This window comes from Pedobacter kyonggii, assembly GCF_004310665.1.
Classification (GTDB): Bacteria; Bacteroidota; Bacteroidia; order Sphingobacteriales; family Sphingobacteriaceae; genus Pedobacter; species Pedobacter kyonggii.
The window spans coordinates 40,790-59,238 of the sequence record NZ_SIXF01000026.1 but is presented as its reverse complement, the minus strand read 5'-3'; the positions used below and the strand labels follow the sequence as shown (position 1 = coordinate 59,238).

15 protein-coding genes are annotated in these 18,449 nt (G+C 38.8%); 7 read left to right on the top strand and 8 right to left on the bottom strand.

Annotation, left to right across the window (positions count from 1 at the left end):
• Positions 1–110: 110 nt before the first annotated feature.
• Positions 111–407: a GIY-YIG nuclease family protein gene (locus tag EYS08_RS20020; protein ID WP_165456524.1), complete on the top strand. Its 297-nt coding sequence runs from the start codon at positions 111–113 to the stop codon at positions 405–407.
• A 131-nt stretch (positions 408–538) separates the two neighbouring features.
• On the opposite strand, the gene EYS08_RS20015 is transcribed toward EYS08_RS20020, so the two are convergent.
• The 5 genes from EYS08_RS20015 to EYS08_RS19995 form a co-directional block, all read right to left on the bottom strand.
• Positions 539–1,399: a hydroxymethylglutaryl-CoA lyase gene (locus EYS08_RS20015; RefSeq protein ID WP_131031775.1), complete on the bottom strand. Its 861-nt coding sequence runs from the start codon at positions 1,397–1,399 to the stop codon at positions 539–541.
• Positions 1,400–1,519: 120 nt separating this feature from the next.
• Entirely contained in the window at positions 1,520–2,854 is a 1,335-nt protein-coding gene (locus EYS08_RS20010; RefSeq protein WP_131031774.1) for an NAD(P)/FAD-dependent oxidoreductase, read from the bottom strand.
• Between the two features lie 397 nt (positions 2,855–3,251).
• Positions 3,252–6,233, bottom strand: a complete 2,982-nt coding sequence (gene secDF / locus EYS08_RS20005) for a protein translocase subunit SecDF (protein WP_131031773.1) — start codon at positions 6,231–6,233, stop codon at positions 3,252–3,254.
• A gap of 447 nt (positions 6,234–6,680) precedes the next feature.
• Positions 6,681–7,244, bottom strand: a complete 564-nt coding sequence (locus EYS08_RS20000) for a dihydrofolate reductase (protein ID WP_131031772.1) — start codon at positions 7,242–7,244, stop codon at positions 6,681–6,683.
• An 85-nt stretch (positions 7,245–7,329) separates the two neighbouring features.
• Positions 7,330–8,124 carry a thymidylate synthase gene (locus EYS08_RS19995; RefSeq protein ID WP_131031771.1) on the bottom strand — a complete coding sequence of 265 codons (795 nt, stop codon included), beginning with the start codon at positions 8,122–8,124 and terminating at the stop codon, positions 7,330–7,332.
• A gap of 502 nt (positions 8,125–8,626) precedes the next feature.
• Between EYS08_RS19995 and ispE the strand changes: the two genes are divergently transcribed.
• The 3 genes from ispE to EYS08_RS19980 all read left to right on the top strand — a co-directional run bounded on the left by ispE (position 8,627) and on the right by EYS08_RS19980 (position 11,285).
• On the top strand, positions 8,627–9,430 hold the full coding sequence (gene ispE, locus EYS08_RS19990) for a 4-(cytidine 5'-diphospho)-2-C-methyl-D-erythritol kinase (RefSeq protein WP_131031770.1): 804 nt from the start codon (positions 8,627–8,629) through the stop codon (positions 9,428–9,430).
• Between the two features lie 129 nt (positions 9,431–9,559).
• Positions 9,560–9,985 carry an OsmC family protein gene (locus EYS08_RS19985; protein WP_131031769.1) on the top strand — a complete coding sequence of 142 codons (426 nt, stop codon included), beginning with the start codon at positions 9,560–9,562 and terminating at the stop codon, positions 9,983–9,985.
• A gap of 133 nt (positions 9,986–10,118) precedes the next feature.
• Complete coding sequence (locus tag EYS08_RS19980) at positions 10,119–11,285, top strand: trans-sulfuration enzyme family protein (RefSeq protein WP_131031768.1); 1,167 nt, start codon at positions 10,119–10,121, stop codon at positions 11,283–11,285.
• A gap of 131 nt (positions 11,286–11,416) precedes the next feature.
• Here EYS08_RS19980 and EYS08_RS19975 read toward each other — a convergent pair whose 3' ends face one another.
• Positions 11,417–12,673: a hypothetical protein gene (locus tag EYS08_RS19975; protein WP_131031767.1), complete on the bottom strand. Its 1,257-nt coding sequence runs from the start codon at positions 12,671–12,673 to the stop codon at positions 11,417–11,419.
• A 192-nt stretch (positions 12,674–12,865) separates the two neighbouring features.
• Between EYS08_RS19975 and EYS08_RS19970 the strand changes: the two genes are divergently transcribed.
• The 3 genes from EYS08_RS19970 (at position 12,866) to EYS08_RS19960 (ending at position 14,740) form a co-directional block, all read left to right on the top strand.
• Positions 12,866–13,549, top strand: a complete 684-nt coding sequence (locus EYS08_RS19970) for a DNA alkylation repair protein (protein WP_244216003.1) — start codon at positions 12,866–12,868, stop codon at positions 13,547–13,549.
• A gap of 108 nt (positions 13,550–13,657) precedes the next feature.
• Positions 13,658–14,380 carry a pirin family protein gene (locus EYS08_RS19965; protein WP_131031766.1) on the top strand — a complete coding sequence of 241 codons (723 nt, stop codon included), beginning with the start codon at positions 13,658–13,660 and terminating at the stop codon, positions 14,378–14,380.
• A gap of 63 nt (positions 14,381–14,443) precedes the next feature.
• Positions 14,444–14,740 carry a hypothetical protein gene (locus EYS08_RS19960; protein ID WP_131031765.1) on the top strand — a complete coding sequence of 99 codons (297 nt, stop codon included), beginning with the start codon at positions 14,444–14,446 and terminating at the stop codon, positions 14,738–14,740.
• A gap of 319 nt (positions 14,741–15,059) precedes the next feature.
• Here EYS08_RS19960 and EYS08_RS19955 read toward each other — a convergent pair whose 3' ends face one another.
• Together EYS08_RS19955 and EYS08_RS19950 are read right to left on the bottom strand one after the other, a co-directional pair.
• Positions 15,060–15,338, bottom strand: coding sequence for a lipopolysaccharide assembly protein LapA domain-containing protein (locus EYS08_RS19955; RefSeq protein ID WP_131031764.1), 279 nt, complete (start codon positions 15,336–15,338; stop codon positions 15,060–15,062).
• A 4-nt stretch (positions 15,339–15,342) separates the two neighbouring features.
• On the bottom strand, positions 15,343–18,147 hold the full coding sequence (locus EYS08_RS19950) for a TolB family protein (protein ID WP_131031763.1): 2,805 nt from the start codon (positions 18,145–18,147) through the stop codon (positions 15,343–15,345).
• Positions 18,148–18,449 lie beyond the last annotated feature (302 nt).

Sequence of the window (18,449 nt, the reverse complement as noted above, 5' to 3'; positions counted from 1 at the left end):
TCGCTAGGCATAGGGTAATTTAGTGGTTTAAATTCCCACCCATAGTAGTAGGATTGCTTCGTGCCTCACAATGACGATCTAACAATTACCAAATTACTAACTAAACTATAATGGAAAGAGGAGGATGCGTTTATATCATGGCAAATTCTTTTAACACTGTTTTTTATACTGGAGTAACTTCAGACTTACAGGGTAGGGTTTGGCAACATAAAAACAATGAATTTCCAAAAAGCTTTACTTCAAAATATAAATGCTATAAGCTAGTTTATTACACATTCTTTCCAAATATCGAAGAAGCCATTGATGAAGAAAAGAGAATTAAACGTGGAAGCCGCCAACAGAAAATAGATTTAGTTGCTTCAGAGAATCCAAATTGGGTTGATTTATATGATGAATTGGATTCGTAGATTCCGTCATTGCGAGGAACGAAGCAATCTTAAAGCGATCGCTAGGCATGGGGGTAATTTAGTGGTTTAAATTCCCACCTATAGTAGTAGGATTGCTTCGTGCCTCGCAATGACGATCACTCACAACAAAACTATCCAAATATCTTCCCTGACAAAGCCATTGCCTCGTTCCATTTATCCATATCAAGGTTGAGATTTTCTCCCTTAGCATTCAAATAGCCAATTACATCTTCGGTAGCAATATTACCTGTGAGGTCATCTGCAGCCATGGGGCAGCCACCAAAGCCTTTTAAAGCCGAATCAATGCGTTTTACTCCCGAATGATAAGCAGCGGCTATCTTTTCGAGTCTTTCGGCAGGGGTAGAGTGCAGATGGATGCCGATCTCTGTATGGTTAAACCTCGAAATAAGTTTAGGTAATATGCTTTCTATCTTTTCTGGTGTGGAAACACCTACAGTATCAGCTAACGATAAAATCTCTACACCTTTACTCACCAGTACATCAGCCCATTTTTCTACAATTTCATAATTCCATTCGTCGCCATAAGGATTTCCAAAACCCATCGATAAGTAAACAACCGCTTTCTTGTTGTTTTTTACGCATAAAGAAAGCATTTCCTCAACCGTGTTTAATGATTGTGCGATGCTTGAATTGGTATTACGCTGTTGGAACGTTTCTGAGATCGAAAAAGGGAAACCAAGGTAATCGACTGCCTCATGCTTTATAGCGTTCTCTACTCCTTTTAAATTGGCTACAATAGCCAAGAGTTTAGTTGCCGTGTTGCTCAAATCCAATTGTGCTAAAACTTGGGCTGTATCGGCCATTTGTGGAATGGCTTTAGGTGACACAAAACTTCCAAAATCGAGTGTATCAAAACCAACCTGCAGCAATAGGTTTAAATATTCGGCCTTAAGTTCAGTTGGAACAAAATCGTGTAGTCCTTGCATCGCATCGCGTGGACATTCTACTAATTTGAAGTTTTTTTGGCTCATATTTTTGGTTTAACCGCAAAATGCGCAAAGTTTTTCGCAAAGAAAAGAAGAAAAAGGAAACAAATTTTTTATCGTCAAAGTTACCTTAAAGACTAAAGACTAAAGACTAAAGACTAAAGACTAAGATGCCTTAACTTCTTCTTTTAATGTTGGTGCTTCATCCCGGTAATCAACGCTACGGTCTTTTGCAAAGGTTCTGATAATTAAACGGGTTCCTCTGTCGTAGCTGAAATAACTCCAAACCCAATTTACAAAAACAATAATCTTGTTTCTGAAACCTACCAAAGTCATTAAGTGTACAAACATCCAGGTAAACCATGCAAAAACGCCTTGAAAGCGGATTTTTCCCATATCTACAACGGCTTTGTTTCTACCTACTGTAGCCATTGAGCCTTTATCGAAGTATTTAAATTTCTCTAAAGGTTTATTTTCTTTAATGTTGATCAGGTTTTTGGCCAGATGGTGCCCTTGTTGTATGGCGGCAGGTGCAACCCCTGGGTGACCGTTTGGTGTTTCTTCATCAATAATAGCGGCCACATCACCAATGGCATAAACATTTTGATAACCTATCACTAAATTCTGCGTATCAGTTTTCAATCGGCCGCCACGAACAATTTCTGCCTTGTCTAAACCACCTAAAACTTCGCCCTTAACACCAGCACTCCAAATTACGGTAGAACTTAAAATTGGTGCTTTATCCTGCAAGGTAAGGGTATGTCCGTCGTAACCCATTACCCTCGTTTCGTTCATGATCTGAACGCCCATATCAGTAAGGAAATCTTTCGCTTTTTTCTGCGCCTGTGGCGACATTACACCTAATAATTCAGGCGAATTTTCTATAAGGTAAATGTTTACCTTGCTAAAATCCATTTCAGGATAATCGTTCGGAATAACGTGTTTTTTAAGCTCTGCAATAGCACCAGAGGTTTCAACCCCTGTAGGACCACCACCAACTACAACAAAGTTTAATAATGCGCTCTTTTTATCTAAATCTTTTTCGATCAGCGATTTTTCGAAGTTCTGTAAAATCAAACTTCTTAAATCCAGCGCCTCTGGGATGGATTTCATTGGCATAGAGTTAGCCTCAATTTCTTTATTGCCAAAGAAGTTACTGGTAGAACCTGTAGCAATAACAAGATAATCGTAATTAATTCTGCCGATATCTGTTTGTAAACAGTTTTCAGCTGCGTTAACTTCAGTAACCTTGGTTACGCGAAAAATCAGGTTTTTTTGACCTTTAAAAATCTTTCTTAGGGGGAAAGCGATCGAATCGGCTTCTAAGCCTCCTGTAGCTACCTGGTAAAGTAAGGGTTGAAAAGTATGGTAGTTATGTTTATCTAGCATGACCACCTGAAAGGGTTTGTTTTTTAAACGTTTAGCTAACTCAATTCCTCCAAATCCACCGCCAACTATAACTACTCTAGGGTATTCGCTTTTAGGAAGTTGTAAATCCATTTTGTATCGCTTTATCTATTATTAATGTAACAAAAAGATAGCCAAAAGGTTTAGAGAATAAGGTTTTGGCCGCTATTTTGTCTTAAAAATGAATATATAACGTTGATATGACGAACGAGGGTTTTTTAAGTTTTAAGCTGCGGCCCGAGGTTAAATAAACCTGATGGAAGTGAGCATCCCGATTCTTCATCGGGATAAACGAACAGCAGGGCTGTCGGAACCGAAGAAGCAGGGTTACTGCTTTTCAAAAAAGATAGAATAAGAAATATTACTCATCTCATACCTAAGCATCACAACAGGTGAAAGATGCTTCGTACTTCAGCATGACAGCAAGCCGTAAACAAAAAAAGCGCCCCGATAAATCGGAGCGCTCATATATTTTAAGAAAAATAATCTCTTATTTTTTCTCGGCTGAACTACCCAAATCGATTACGATAGGAGTAGAGATACATAATGATGAATATGTACCGATGATACGGCCGATTAACAATGCGAAGATAAATCCGCGGATGCTATCGCCACCGAAAATAAAGATTACCAATAATACGAAGAATACGGTTAATGAGGTTAAGATGGTACGACTTAATGTACTGTTCAACGCGAAATTGATTAAGTTGTTACGCGCTTCGCCATGTAAATCTTCTTTACCAGATTCTTTTAATTTCTCGCGGATACGGTCGAATACAACAACTGTCTCTGTCATGGTGTAACCCATTACCGTTAAAATTGCCGCGATAAAATCCTGACCGATTTCTAATGAGAATGGCATAATACCATCCAAAATAGTGTAGAAAGATAATACCATTAACACATCATGGAATAATGCGATTACCGCACCTAAACCATACTGCCATTTTTTGAAACGTACTACAATATAGATAAACATGAATAAACATGAGATCAATACTGCGTAGAAAGCACCATTTACGATATCGCTGGCGATAATCGGGGTTACTTTTTGCGAGCTTACGATTTCATATTTAGAACCCGCTAAACCTTTGTTTAAAGCATCTTCTACAACTTTATCAGTTTTAATGTCCTGATCTTCAATGTGGAAAGTAGTAGTGATTTTTACCTGGCTATCTTCACCTGCAGTTTTAACCTCAGGCGTTTCGTTACCGAAAACCGGGTTTAACTTAGCTTTTAAATCTTCAGTGTTAACCGCTTTATCGAAGTGAACCAAATAAGTTCTACCACCTTTAAAATCTACACCTAAGTTTAATCCGCCATTTTTGAAATACATACCAATACCAGCAATAATAATGATGGTAGAGATTACATAATAAATTTTACGACGGCCAACGAAGTCGAAACTGATATTTTTAAATGCGTTACGGGTAATGCTGTTATCGAAACTTACATCGATTTTGCGGTTTAATAACGATTCGAAAACTACTCTTGAAATGGCTACAGCTGCAAATAATGAAGAAAGGATACCGATACATAATGTAGTTGCGAAACCTTGAACCGGGCCGCTACCGAAAACGTAAAGGATAGCACCTAAAATAAATAAGGTAACGTTTGAGTCGATAATTGATGGCATTGCATGTTTAAAACCTTCTTTAATTGCTGTAGCGGTGTTCTTGCCATGCGCAAGCTCTTCACGTACACGCTCAAAAATAAGGATGTTTGCATCTACCGATAAACCAATGGTTAATACGATACCAGCAATACCAGGTAAGGTTAATACTGCACCAAGTGATACCAGGATACCAATGATGAAGAATAAGTTGATCAACAATGCAAAGTTAGCAACCCAACCTGCACGGTGATAATACAACGCCATGAAGATTAAAATTACGATAAAGGCAATTACGAATGAGATTAAGCCATCGTGAATAGCTTGTGCGCCTAAAGTTGGACCAACTACGTAGCTACCTGCAATACGCGCGGGAGCAGGCAATTTACCAGCTTTTAAGATGTTAGATAAATCTTTAGTATCTGCTTGAGTAAAGTTACCAGTGATTGATGAAACACCACCAGCAATTTCGTTCTGTACGGTAGGAGCAGAATAAACCTGGTTATCTAATACAATGGCAATAGATTTTTTGTTGTTTGGATCAGCAGCAGCTTCAGCAGTAATTTTTTTCCATTTAGCAGAACCTTCGCTGGTCATGTACATGGTTACTTCTGGTTTACCTTTTTGATCAAAATCTGCACGCGAATCGCTGATTGCCTCACCACCTAAATCTGGTTTGCCATCAGCACTAATCACTTTAATAGCATATAGTTCGAAAATTTTCGAACCTTCTCTAGGTTTAACACTCCACATAAATTTCATCGTAGATGGAATAGATGCAGCAACTTCTGGAAGTTTTAAATAAGCATTAACCTTTGCAGTATCTTTTTGTAACGACATGCCAACAACTGCACCAGGCATTAATTGTTGTTGTCCGTTTTCGCCTTGGTAAATAGGAAGGTTAAGAACAGCATATAATGGGTTAGATTTAATCAATTCAGCTTTAACTGCGCTCGAATCTTTTTTACCTAAACCAGCAAGTTTGCCTCCTTTAGCAGTAGTGTCTTTAGCAGCAGCTTTTTCTAACCCAGCTAATTTACCACCAGCAGCCGGAGCAGTAGTTGTATCTTTAGTTGCAGGCACATCAGCTTTTAATGTTGCCGCTAAAATTTTATTGATGTTTTCTAATAATGGCGCAACTTCTTGTACCTGGTATACCTGCCAGAACTGTAATTCTGCGGAACCCTGTAAAAGTTTAGCAATACGCTCTTTGTCTTGTACACCTGGCATTTCGATTAAGATACGGTTGCTACCTTCTTGTTTTTGCATGTTCGGACTAACTACACCGAAACCATCAATACGTGAACGTAAAACTGTAAATGAACGATCGATAGCACTAGTAGCTTCTTTTTCCAAGAAAGATTCAACATCGCCATTGCTTGCGCTAGGTTTTAACTGAGATGCGTTATCCTGGTTAGAAAAATAATCTGCAAGTTTTACTCCAGGGCTTAATTTTTCGAATTCATCAACAAAAATTTTGATGTAATCTTTACCACCGGCATTTAACTGGATCTGTGCGTTCTGAACTGCTTTGTTAAAGTTAGCATCAGTAGGGTTGCCCGCTAATGATTTTACCAACTCTGCTAACGATATCTCCATCGTTACGTTCATTCCGCCTTTTAAGTCTAAACCCAAATTAATCTCTTTCGCTTTTACCTCTTGATAAGTAAATCCAACTACAGGATAAACTTTCACGGCACTCATCGAATCTAAGTAAGCCTTTTCTTTGGCCAAATCACCCTTCGCAGCGTTTTTTGCGTCTTTTTCTACCTTGGATGCTACCAAAGTAAAAGAAAGTGCGTACGCACAAACGATAGCCAATACTATCGCTATAAACTTAATAAAACCTTTTCCTTGCATTGTTTGTTTAAAATAATTTGTCTTTCGCTGTTTTTTAACAAGTCGGCAAATCTAATTAAATTTTTAAATTATAGAACCCCTTAATTGATAATTTATTAACATTAATTTTTATCAGGCAATAATCCTTCGCGATTCATCAGGCAGAATTCATTTCGGAGAACTAAATTTAGAATGAAATTGATTTGGAAAGCAATTGTAGCAGCTTTTGGGCTTGGTTCCGTCCTATTAATGTTTTATTCTTTTTTCTGTTGTCATGCTGAGGTACGAAGCATCTTTCCATATGTGGGTTCTTAGATACAAAGATGCATTGTAGCTCTATTTTATTGAAAAGGAATACCTGGGTTTCTTCGGCTCCGATAGTCCCGATGGCAGGGAAGAAGCGGAATAGCTTATAAGAAAACTTTGAGCTCTTTGCGAAGTTCTCAACGTTCTTTGCGGTTAATTGAGTTAAATTCGCTCTAAAACCTCAAAAGTATAATCGTATTTGTTCTTTTCGTTTGCTTTGTGGGCTTCAATGCTGATTACTTTCCATTCGTTGCGGTCAATTTCAGGGAAAAAAGTATCTGCATCAAAATTTTGGTGGATGGTAGTTAAATAAAGTGTGGTAGTTTTAGGCAATGCTTGTCTGTAAATTTCAGCCCCGCCGACAATAAATACGGGTTTTTCTTCTGCTTGAGTAATTTCCAAAGCTTCATCTAAGCTGTTTACTACTTCAACACCGTTTATTTTCAAACTGGGATCTCTGGTAATTACAATATTCCTGCGGTTAGGTAATGGTCTACCCACAGAATCGAAGGTTTTGCGGCCCATCACAACCGTGTGTCCCGAAGTTGTTTGTTTAAAAAACTTTAAATCGGCTGGCATATGCCATAAAAGCTGGTTGTTTTTGCCTATTGCAAAGTTTTCGCCTACAGCTACGGCAATGGATAACCCCAACCCCTGAAGGGGCTTTTCCGTTCTATCGTTTAACTCCTCCGCCCCTAAAGGAGAACTTGAATTTCCATCGTTCATTTGTAGTGCTTAATCTCTATATTATTTTATTTTTATTGCTATCTTTCCCCTCATGTCTTTAGCTCCCCCTCCAGGGGGCGGGGGGTTACACCGCCACTATCCCCTTAATATGCGGATGCGCTTCGTAATTCTCCAGGCTAAAATCCTCAAACTTAAAATCAAAAATGCTTTTCACATCTGGGTTGATTTTCATGGTTGGTAATGCTTTAGGCTCGCGGCTTAATTGTAGGTTAGCCTGTTCGATATGGTTGTTGTATAAATGTGCATCGCCAAGGGTATGGATAAAATCTCCGGCTTCTAAGCCGCACACCTGCGCTACCATCATGGTTAATAAAGCGTAAGATGCAATATTAAAAGGTACGCCCAAGAAAATATCCGCACTGCGCTGATATAACTGGCAGCTTAACTTTCCATCGGCCACATAGAATTGAAAAAATGCATGACAAGGAGGCAAAGCCATATTCTCGATTTCAGCAACGTTCCATGCAGAAACAATAATCCTGCGCGAATCGGGGTTGTTCTTTATCGTATTGATGATATTGGTAATCTGATCGATGTGCTGCCCATCTGGTGTTGGCCAGTTTCTCCATTGCGAACCATAAACCGGTCCCAGGTTGCCGTTTTCGTCGGCCCATTCGTCCCAAATACGTACACCATTATCTTTTAAATATTTAATATTGGTATCGCCGGTTAAAAACCAGATTAACTCATGTATAATAGATTTTAAATGCAGTTTCTTTGTCGTCACCATCGGAAAACCTTCCTGAAGGTTAAAACGCATCTGATAACCAAAAACACTTATTGTTCCGGTGCCGGTACGGTCGTGCTTTTGAGCGCCATGACCAAGCACATGTTGCATTAAATCTAAATATTGTTTCATACACCCCAAACCCCTTAAGGGGCTTCTAAATTGTAAATAATTAATTAACTACAAATATCTAAAATTTATCAGGTGTTCGGAATCATTTTTATGCACACTGAGCATTTACTAACATTGTACTGATAATTGTTTTTTGGAAATGAATGTGCTATGCTAATGGCAGCCACCTGTCCTGCTTTTCGTTTCAAGTCCTCGCTGTGGGCTTTCCACTGCAACCAGGTTTAAAATTTACGGTTTTGCTTTTCAACTCATTAATAGCAGTAGCAACTGGCCCCTTAGCCCCAGGTGCAGCGTTATCCTGCAGCGAGGTACGAGGAAGCGAAGCGTAAAAGTGGAACACGGGAACAAAGTAACCCATGATCACTGCAATTGCGCTCCAAAAAGCCTGAAGATATAAAATGAAAAGAAACCCAACCCAGTAAAAAACACTTTTGTATGTTTGCACAATGAGTCCCCGCTGGTTTCGGCACCATGGACTTACGACTTACGACTCAGGACTAACATGCTATCTTTTCCCAACGCAAAAATAAACCTAGGTTTAAATATCACCGAAAAACGTGCTGATGGTTACCACAACCTCGAAACCGTTTTTTATCCGATCAATATTAAAGATTCGGTCGAAATTACCGATGCAGTGGTAACTTCGTGCAAGATTCATGGGATTGATATTCCTGGCGATCCGAACGATAACCTGTGTTTTAAAGCCTACCAATTGGTAAAGAAGGATTATGATATCCCTGCACAGCGGATAAATTTATTGAAAAATATCCCTGTTGGTGCAGGTTTGGGTGGGGGATCGGCAGATTGTGCTTTTTTGATCAAATTATTAAATGAGAAATTCAGTTTGGGGATGTCTGTTGATCAGATGGAAGGTTACGCCCGTCAGCTAGGGGCAGACTGTGCTTTTTTTATCGAGAACAAACCCGTTTATGCATTTAATAAAGGTGATGAATTTGAAAAGTGTGAAATAGATTTGTCAGCCTGGTTTAAAGTTTTGGTAAAACCGCCTGTACATGTGAGTACAGCTGATGCTTACGCACATGTAAAACCTCAAAAACCTTTGCAATCATTAAAAGAAATTATACATTTGCATCCAACAACATGGAAAAATAAGGTTATCAACGATTTCGAACTATCGGTATTCGCAAAGTATCCCCAAATTCGTCAAATAAAAACCAGTTTATACGATGCAGGCGCAACATTCGCTTTAATGAGTGGTAGCGGCTCGTCGGTTTTTGCACTTTTTAACCATCCGGTTAAATTGCCTGAACTGGAAGAAAATAACTTAGTATTTTATGGTATTTAAGCTGGGCGCATGGCGTTCGAATAGCAAAAATGCTAGGGGATTAAATAATAAATTTAAATTAAGGTAGAAGGTTGGAAGGTAAGGCTTAGGGGCTTGATACCAGATACTCAATACTTGATACTATACAAAATGAACATAAATCTAATCCGCAAAAGCGGTAAATTTAATTTTGAAGCAGAAAACGAGAGCGGTTTTACTGTAGAGTTGGATGCAAAAGCTGCTATTGGTGGTGAAGGAAAAGGTTTCAGACCGATGGAGATGTTATTGATTGGATTGGGTGGCTGCAGCGGTATTGATATGGTAAATGTATTAACCAAGCAGAAGGAACCACTTGATGATATTAAAATCGCCATAAACGCCACCAGAAAAGAGGAAGAAATGCCACCGATTTTTGATGTAATCGATATTCACTTCGAGTTATTCGGCGATTTAAGCGTTCAAAAAGTTGAGCGTGCATTAGCCATGACTTTCGATAAATATTGCTCTGTATCGAATATTTTAGGCCGCTCTGCGACTATTAATTTTACTTACAAAATAAACAAAAGAGAAGTATAAAGTACCAAGTAGCAAGTATCGAGAAGCACATCTTAAAATTTATGATGACGACTTTATGCTCACACCACATCTTGATACTTGATACTTAAATCTTGATAACCATCTCTTGATACTCAAATCTTGATACTTAAAAATGAAATCCGAAAATTTTGAAACCATAGCTATACGCACTCAAACCGAACGTAGTTTACATAAAGAGCATTCATCACCAATTTACCTTACTTCGAGTTATAAATTTGAAGATGCGGAAGAAATGCGTGCTTTGTTTGCTAACGAAAAGGAAGGGAATGTATATAGCCGTTATTCAAATCCAAATACATCAGAGTTTATAGAGAAAATGTGCCTGCTAGAAGGTGCCGAAGATGGTTTTGCCACTGCAACAGGTATGGCCGCGATTTTTACCACATTTGGTGCATTTTTAAAAAATGGCGACCACTTGGTTTCGAGCAGATCGGTTTTTGGTTCTACCCATCAATTATTAACCAATGTTTTTTCTAACTGGGGCGTAACTTTCGATTATGCCGATCTGGATAAACCCCAGGATTGGGAAGCTTTGATTAAACCGAATACCAAAATGATTTTTGTAGAAACGCCATCTAATCCTGGTATCGACATTATCGATCTGGAATTTTTGGGCAATCTGGCTAAAAAACACAATGTATTACTGGTTGTTGATAATTGTTTTGCCACACCATATCTGCAACAGCCGATTAAGTATGGTGCGCACATTTCGATCCACTCGGCTACCAAATATATTGATGGACAAGGAAGAGTATTGGGTGGTGTTATTTTAGGTGCCAAAGGTTTAATTGCAGATGTGATTGCTTTTGCCCGTCACAGCGGACCGGCGTTATCGCCTTTTAACGCATGGATTTTATCTAAAAGTTTAGAAACTTTGGCCATCCGTATGGACCGCCATTGTGAAAATGCCTTGAAAGTTGCAGAATATTTAGAAAAACACCCGAAAGTTAAACTCGTAAAGTATCCGTTTTTACCATCGCACCCTCAGTACGATATTGCCAAAAAGCAAATGAAACAGGGTGGTGGCATTGTAACCATTGTGGTTGAAGGCGGTATTGATGCTGCACGTAAGTTTATGGACGGTCTGGAAATGTTCTCTATCTCAGCAAATTTGGCCGATACCCGTTCTATTGCAACACACCCTGCTACCAGTACGCACAGCAAACTTACTGAAGAACAACGTAACGAAGTTGGTATTGAGCAAGGTTCAATCCGTTTATCAATTGGTTTGGAGCATATCAACGATATTTTAGCTGATATTGAGCAGGCATTAGCTTAAGGCATGATATCGTCATTTCGACCGAAGGAGTTCCTTTGGAACACTTCGCTGCACTTCAGTCGAAATGACGAATTTTCTCACGAGATAGATTTAAAATTATGATATAGCCTCTTTTTATTTGATTAAGGTTTCTATTCGTATTTTGAAAAATCTACAGCAAATATACAACGGTTAACCTGACTGCCGTTTTGAGCTCCGGCATTGGGTTCAAATTCTGTTAAGCTCCATAAATATCCATATTGTGCTTCAAGATATAACGATTCAGCGCCGTATGGCCATCTGTATCTAACGGTATTGGTATCACCATCTGTATATCTTGCTAAGCGGGCTGTAGATCCGTACGATTCGCTAGGCGATCCGGTGCAAGAAAGCCAGGTTCTGTTTCCTTTTCTAAAAACGCCTTGTATGCCATGCGCATGATCTGAAGTAAACAGACTGTTTTTGGGAATCACTGTTTGTATACCTGAATTCTGCAGTTCTCCAGATGTGTTTATAGGAAACCCAAATATTTTAGGAACAATTGATGCATCTGCACTTCCGGCATAATATTGCCCTGTCCATAATTGATTGTTCTCGTAATTTACCTGTACGGTTGAAAAAGGACTTGCATCGTTGATTTTATAATAACCTATTTGTGGAAGTATGTATCGGTAATTAAAAGCGTAAAGATTTCCACTGGCATCTTTGCCACATTTATTTTCGGTACCGGTTCCTGAAGTTACCTCAATAATTTTGTCTAAATCGAAAGCCCTTAAGCCCAAACTTGTACTGCTTAAATAAACTTTACCATTAAAATAAGCTATCCCGCCAGCATGTACATTTAAGGGGGCATAAGTGCCATATTGCGTATAATCAAGTGTGCCAGTTGGAAGAGTTGGCTGTACCAGTAAAATGTGCCTGTAAGTTAAATAAGTGCTCGAACTTGGGCTGATGTCGATAAGGGTAATTCTCGATCCTTTGCTCTCTGCAGCATCTTTGGCATACCAACTTACCAATAAGTAACGTACACCATTTCTAGAAAAACCAGCTATTCCCTGGGGGCGCCATATCGATGTAGTTTCATCATCTTCATTCCATCTGATACCCCTTACCCTGTTTTCTTCAGGAACATTAAAGCCATATACCTCGGTGTAAGCACTGCCGCCAATAGCCTGGCGGTTTTTATCCAGCTGTGTTGGGTTTAAAAATGAAAAACCTGTACTGATATAGCTTGATGTATTTGTGTAGGTATTTACACTTGCAGCGGCACTGGTTTCTGCCGAAGTGGTCAACAGTGTGTTTTTTTTCAGATTTGCTGTGTTGAGATTCTCTTCAGATAATTTGTTCTTTTTGCAGGAAAATGCGAAGAGGCAAGACGCTAATAGCATCCAGATGATGTTTTTTTGCATAGATTTTATAAGGCTGATTGTTATGGTTAAATTGAAACAAGTTTAAAAGATAGATGTAAACTTAAGACCGAAACAGTGTTAAGGATTGGTTATGTTAAAATAATTCTAATTGTTTTGTCTAGAGACTTCGAAAGTTTTGTCTAGGCGCAGGCCTTTGAAACTTCCGAAGTCTTTCAAAAAGACTAAATTCGTATGATGAACGATATCGACTTTGTCCTTTCTGAATTAAAATCCATTAGTGAGCCTGATTACCTGAAGAAAATGGCTCATTTTGGGATCGATACTGTCAAGGCTTTCGGTACTCGGGTGCCAAATATTAGAAAACTGGCCAAACAGATCGGCAAAAATCAGGAACTGTCTTTATTGCTTTGGGAAACTGGGTTTCATGAAGCCCAGCTTTTAGCAACCATTGTTGGCGATTATAAACAGGTGTCAGAAACGCAAATAAATGCTTGGACGAATGATTTTAGCTCCTGGGATATATGTGATCAGGCTTGCGGAAATCTTTTCGTTAAAACGCCTTATTTTAAGTCGAAAGCCTTTGAGTTTGCCCAGGCCCAAGCCGAATTTGTAAAAAGAACAGGCTTTGTGCTGATGGCCGAGGCAGCCGTACACCTCAAGAAAGAACCCAACGAAACTTTTCTGGGTTTTCTTCCAATCATTGAAAGAGAAGCCTGCGATAACCGGAATTTTGTTAAAAAGGCAATCAACTGGGCATTAAGGCAAATTGGCAAGCGAAATGTTTTCCTGCATGAGCATGCCATTGAAACCGCAAACAATATCCTTGCTCAAAACAATAAAAAAGCAAATTGGGTAGCACTAGATGCACTAAGGGAGCTTAATAGTGATGCTGTACTAGCAAGGCACGATCGGTGATTGACTCAAGACTTAGGACTCTGGACTCCCGACTACTTTCTTACCCTACATCAATGTTTGGTAAACATCGCTGCTGTAAATTTGTATCATAAACAAGAAAGGAAATTTATGTCACAGTTTATTTTGCACAAAGAAAACACCCGCGGTCATGCTAATCATGGCTGGTTAGATGCACACCATTCATTCAGTTTTGCTAATTACTACAATCCAGAAAGGATGCACTTCGGAGTTTTAAGGGTTTTAAATGACGACAGTATTGATGGTGGAATGGGCTTTGGCTCTCATCCACACGATAACATGGAAATTATTACCATTCCATTGGCTGGTGCAATTGCGCACAAAGATAGTATGGGTAATTCGGCTGTAATTAAAAATGGAGAAATCCAGGTAATGAGTGCCGGAACAGGTGTTAGTCATAGCGAGTTTAATGCTAATGCAGACGAGCAATTAAATTTATTGCAGATCTGGTTGTTTCCGAACAAGAAAAACATTACGCCACGTTACGATCAGCAAACATTAGATGTTGCAGCAAGGCACAATAACTTCCAGCAGATTTTATCGCCAAACGCTGATGATGCTGGAGTTTGGATTCATCAGGATGCCTGGTTTTCGTTAGGTAAGTTTGATGAAGGTTTTGAAACAGAATATAAAATCAAAAAAGCTGGAAACGGTGTTTATGCTTTCGTAATCAATGGCGAAGTAACCATAAACGGACAAGTGTTGAGCAAAAGGGATGGATTAGGCGTTTGGGATACTGACAGCATTAGTTTTAAAGCTAATACTGCAGGTGCAGAGGTTTTATTGATGGATGTTCCGATGGAATTGAATTAAAAAATAATTTTGAATAAACCTCGCAGGTTTTCAAAACCTGCGAGGTTTATTGGTTTTGAAAATATGCAAACAACTATACTTTATATTGGCCGGGATACAGAAATTACTGCAGTAATGAACCGATTGTTGAATGCCAGGCCCGAATGGAAAGGTTTGTGTGTTTGCACAGATGAAGAAGCCATTTCCATTTGTAAAGAACAACACATTGATCTGGTTTTACTCGGCAATGGCATCGATCCGGAATCAGAAACCGAACTGAAAAATAAACTTCTCGCCGTAAGGCCATCGCTGAAAATTATCCAGCATTATGGCGGGGGTAGTGGTTTACTTTACGGAGAAATTATGTCGGCACTCAATTAGCGAAAGAAAGATTTTTATACTCTTTGCTATGGATGCTTAAATAGTAGCAATTGCCCAAGCCACCTAAACGGGATTGCAGCGGTATCCTTTTAAAATCAGCACCTACTTCCGTTTCACTGTCATGCTGAAGTACGAAGCATCTGTAAGCGATGAAAGAGATGCTTCGTGCCTCAGCATGACAGCAGTATTTTAAAAGATTTAGCGGAAAGCCCGACTAACAATTAAACGAACTGCAGGCTTTGCTTTTCTGAATATTTGTAAGAAATTATATCAAGAAAAAACTTGATGGTCTGTGAAACACAAATCATAGGATTCGGCTCTAGCTAATATAATCCCGATCCTCATCACTCAATTCTTTTTTATTCGAAACAGGTTGATTCCTTTCGATCTCATCATCATAACTGCTAATCGTTTTCCTTGGTCGGCCCACAACAAAGCCAATGATAAAACCGATGATGATGCAAATGCCGATAACCAGAAGTTTAGATACTGGAAGTGTGGTAACCAGGAAGTCGAAATCAACGGGTTCGGTATTCACCATTAAAAATATGGTAAGTAATGCAGTCAGGATAATGATGGAGATTGTTTTTGCGCTCATGATTTTAAAAGCTATAATTAAATGAAAACTCTAATATCGGATTTTGATTGTAAATCTGATTAACAAAAACCAATCTCGCTCCTAAATCTACAACAGGTTGATAGCGCAAAAGGTTTACACTGGTGTTCAATTCTACCCCGTAAGTTTTCGGATCGTTAAAGGTTGTGCCCTTGCCAATGTTCTCGTAATGGCAAAATAAACCTGCCCTAAAATTTCTCACGTAAGCGAAAGGACCCAATTCCCAATCGGGAAAAGCAAAGGGGAAACGATAGTTAAAAAGCAGACTGTTTTGCAGTTTACTTTTTGCTAAGATGTTGTTATATCCATACACGGTTGCAATCTCAGTGGCGTATTGGTTTACACCACTTGCTTTCTGGTAATTGAAGCTTGCCAAAAAGGAATGGTTTTTAGCAAAGCCAGGAAAGTAAAGGAAACTTTCGAGTGCTAAGATTTCTCCTTTTAAGTTTTTATCGAAGGGTTGGTGATTATAAGTTGCCCTAAACACTTGTGCCCACTTGGGGGCAATATCTCTTTCGGTAGTGCGCACACTGTGGTTGAAAGTAAAGTTGTATTCCATCGGAAATTTAAGCTCGCGTATAAAACCAGTTGGCATATTTTCTGGCATGTATCTTTGCGTAAAACTAGTTGCCGCATTTAAGGTAAAAGTATAGTTCTCATTGCGCGTGTTGAACGATAGCGGAACCGATGCATTAAACTTGATGTAGTTCTCTCTCCAGTCGCCTTGTTGTACTGCGTTTTTAGCTCTGTAGAACGTTCTTTTCGGGCGGTTGCGGTACAACACACTAAATACAGGATAAAGCGCCTTATAGCTAATATCTGCTGTGTACTCAAAACGTTTTAAATCGCGGTGGTATTTTGCACCCGTATAAAAGTCCATCGTGTTGAGCAGATTGTTTGATTGTAACTCCAGACCGAAAACGTATTCATTGTCGATTACTGGAATAATACTGTGAAAACTGAAAAGATTTAAGGCCTGATGATAGCGCTTGGTTTGGTAGGTACTGTCGGGAATGTTGTCGAAAACATTTCCTACGTTTTCCTGCTTTTCTGCAGCTTCCGAGAAATCCACAAAGTTATTTTCTCCAACTGGTTTTTCGGTTAATACCGTCTCTGCAATTTCGTAGCCATTGATTTTATAATTGTTAAAAATGATTTTTCCATCGGTGGTTTCGCTAGGGTTAAAGGCTCCATACTTGGAGGTGCTGAGTGCACTTATTTTTTTCGAATCAGGATCTATACTGTAGATATTATCGATCCCATTAAAGTGCGCATTGAAAACAATTTTGTCGTTGATAAAGATCGGTCGACTTAGCTGTTGTCGGCTGTTAGAAATCAATTGCGTTTTTTTTTCTCCATCAACCAACCATAAACTTTTTCCTTTTTCATTTACGCTGATATAAGCAATCTTATTTCCTAACTGATCGAAGGAAGGCGTCTGCAAGATTTCGTTTTTGAGGTTAGGATAGATCTTTAAAATTTTTCCCGAGACTGCATCTAACTCAACCAGATTGAACTGATTGTTAAGCTCTACTTTTGAAGCGATGATTTTCTTTCCATCGTTAGAAAGGCTGGGAGAGAAGAGCCTGCTTTTGCTGCTTAATTTGTTGAATTTTTTGGTTTTCAAATTATATGAACAGATTACGCTGTAACTCCGTTGTTTGTAGCGCGGATCGTAGCGTATTTCATCCCAAACTAAAAGATCATTTTTTAAGCTAAACCAAGGCTGTTCCTGATAACCAATTCCGAATAATTTTCGCTCTGATTTATCCTCGTTAATAATCACGAAATATCGCGCATCTGTCTTGCTTTCTTTTAGGGCTAAAACCTGGTTTTTATTTAGCCGAACAGGAAGGAAATAATCGGTTGCCAGATCAGCTTTTTTATTTAAGCTTTCATAGCTTTCTGTAATAGATTTTTCCTGCTGTAATTTCCATTTTTCAGCAAGCTTATTTTGGGTAGAAACAAAGTAGGTTCTGGAATTTCGTTTCGTGAATTTTTTTAAGCTCTGCGAAAAGGGGTACAGCCTTACTGGTCTTTTTCTAATGTCACTAAGTATGCTGTCTGAAATGAACTGCCCAAATTTTTCTTTCATATCCGATACCATCAGATATCCGGTTTGGTAGTAGCCGGGAGTTGCGTCTTTGTTCGAACCGAAATAGGCTTTACTGTATGAGATTTTTTTGCCTTCTAAAATTGAAGCCCGGTAAGGCATGATCCAATTGGGCTGCCGGCCTCTGCCCGAATTAGTCAAAGCAGTTTCGTTAACCACCGCGTCGCCCTCGAAAAACCAGGTGGGGATGCCCGCGCCAAAGTAAGCGAAGTAAACCAGTTCAGGAAAGGGATGTACTTGCGTTCCTGTCAATTTGTCAAACTGGGCAATGTGTCTAAGTTCGTGAACTGCTAGGTTGTTTAGCCAATCCTGACTGTCGAAAAACTGAGGTGGGGTTGCATAGAATTCAGACTTCTTGGGTGCGAGCTGAACAAAGCCGTTTGCCGCGGTTCCGCGGTTCTGAAGTAAGAGTGGGATAGCAGTTTTTTGCTGCCTCAAACCCAGACCTATTTTGGGATAGATAAAGGGTAGGGTATTGGCCATTCTTTGGGCTTCTTTCTCCAGTTCTTGCGGATAGATGATTTTAAAGCCATCTGAATAAATATAGTTCCATTTTACACTAAGTGGGTTTTGTGCAGTGCTGAAAATCTGCCCAAAAACCGATAGTGATGTGAAACTTAAAGTAATGGTGCTTAAATACTTGATAATTAGTTTCTTGTTTGGTAAGTTTAAATTCATCTAAATTCTTTGCTAAAATATTTAGTTTTTTAAAATTTGTAAGTATTGAATTTTGTAAATATTTAATTTATGTAAAATTATTTAAGTTGTTGATTTTTAAATATTAATGAATTTTATGTAAATCCTTAATTTGTTGATTTTTCCTTTGTTTTTTAATGAATTTTATTGTCGATTTAGGCTTCACTCAACATTTTTAATCGCATTAACTTTATTGATTTAATTTACACTTATTAATCGATTTTCTTCAAAAATTTTATCGCCTTTTTTAATTTTTGTATAGTTTTTAGAATTTGATTGGGCTC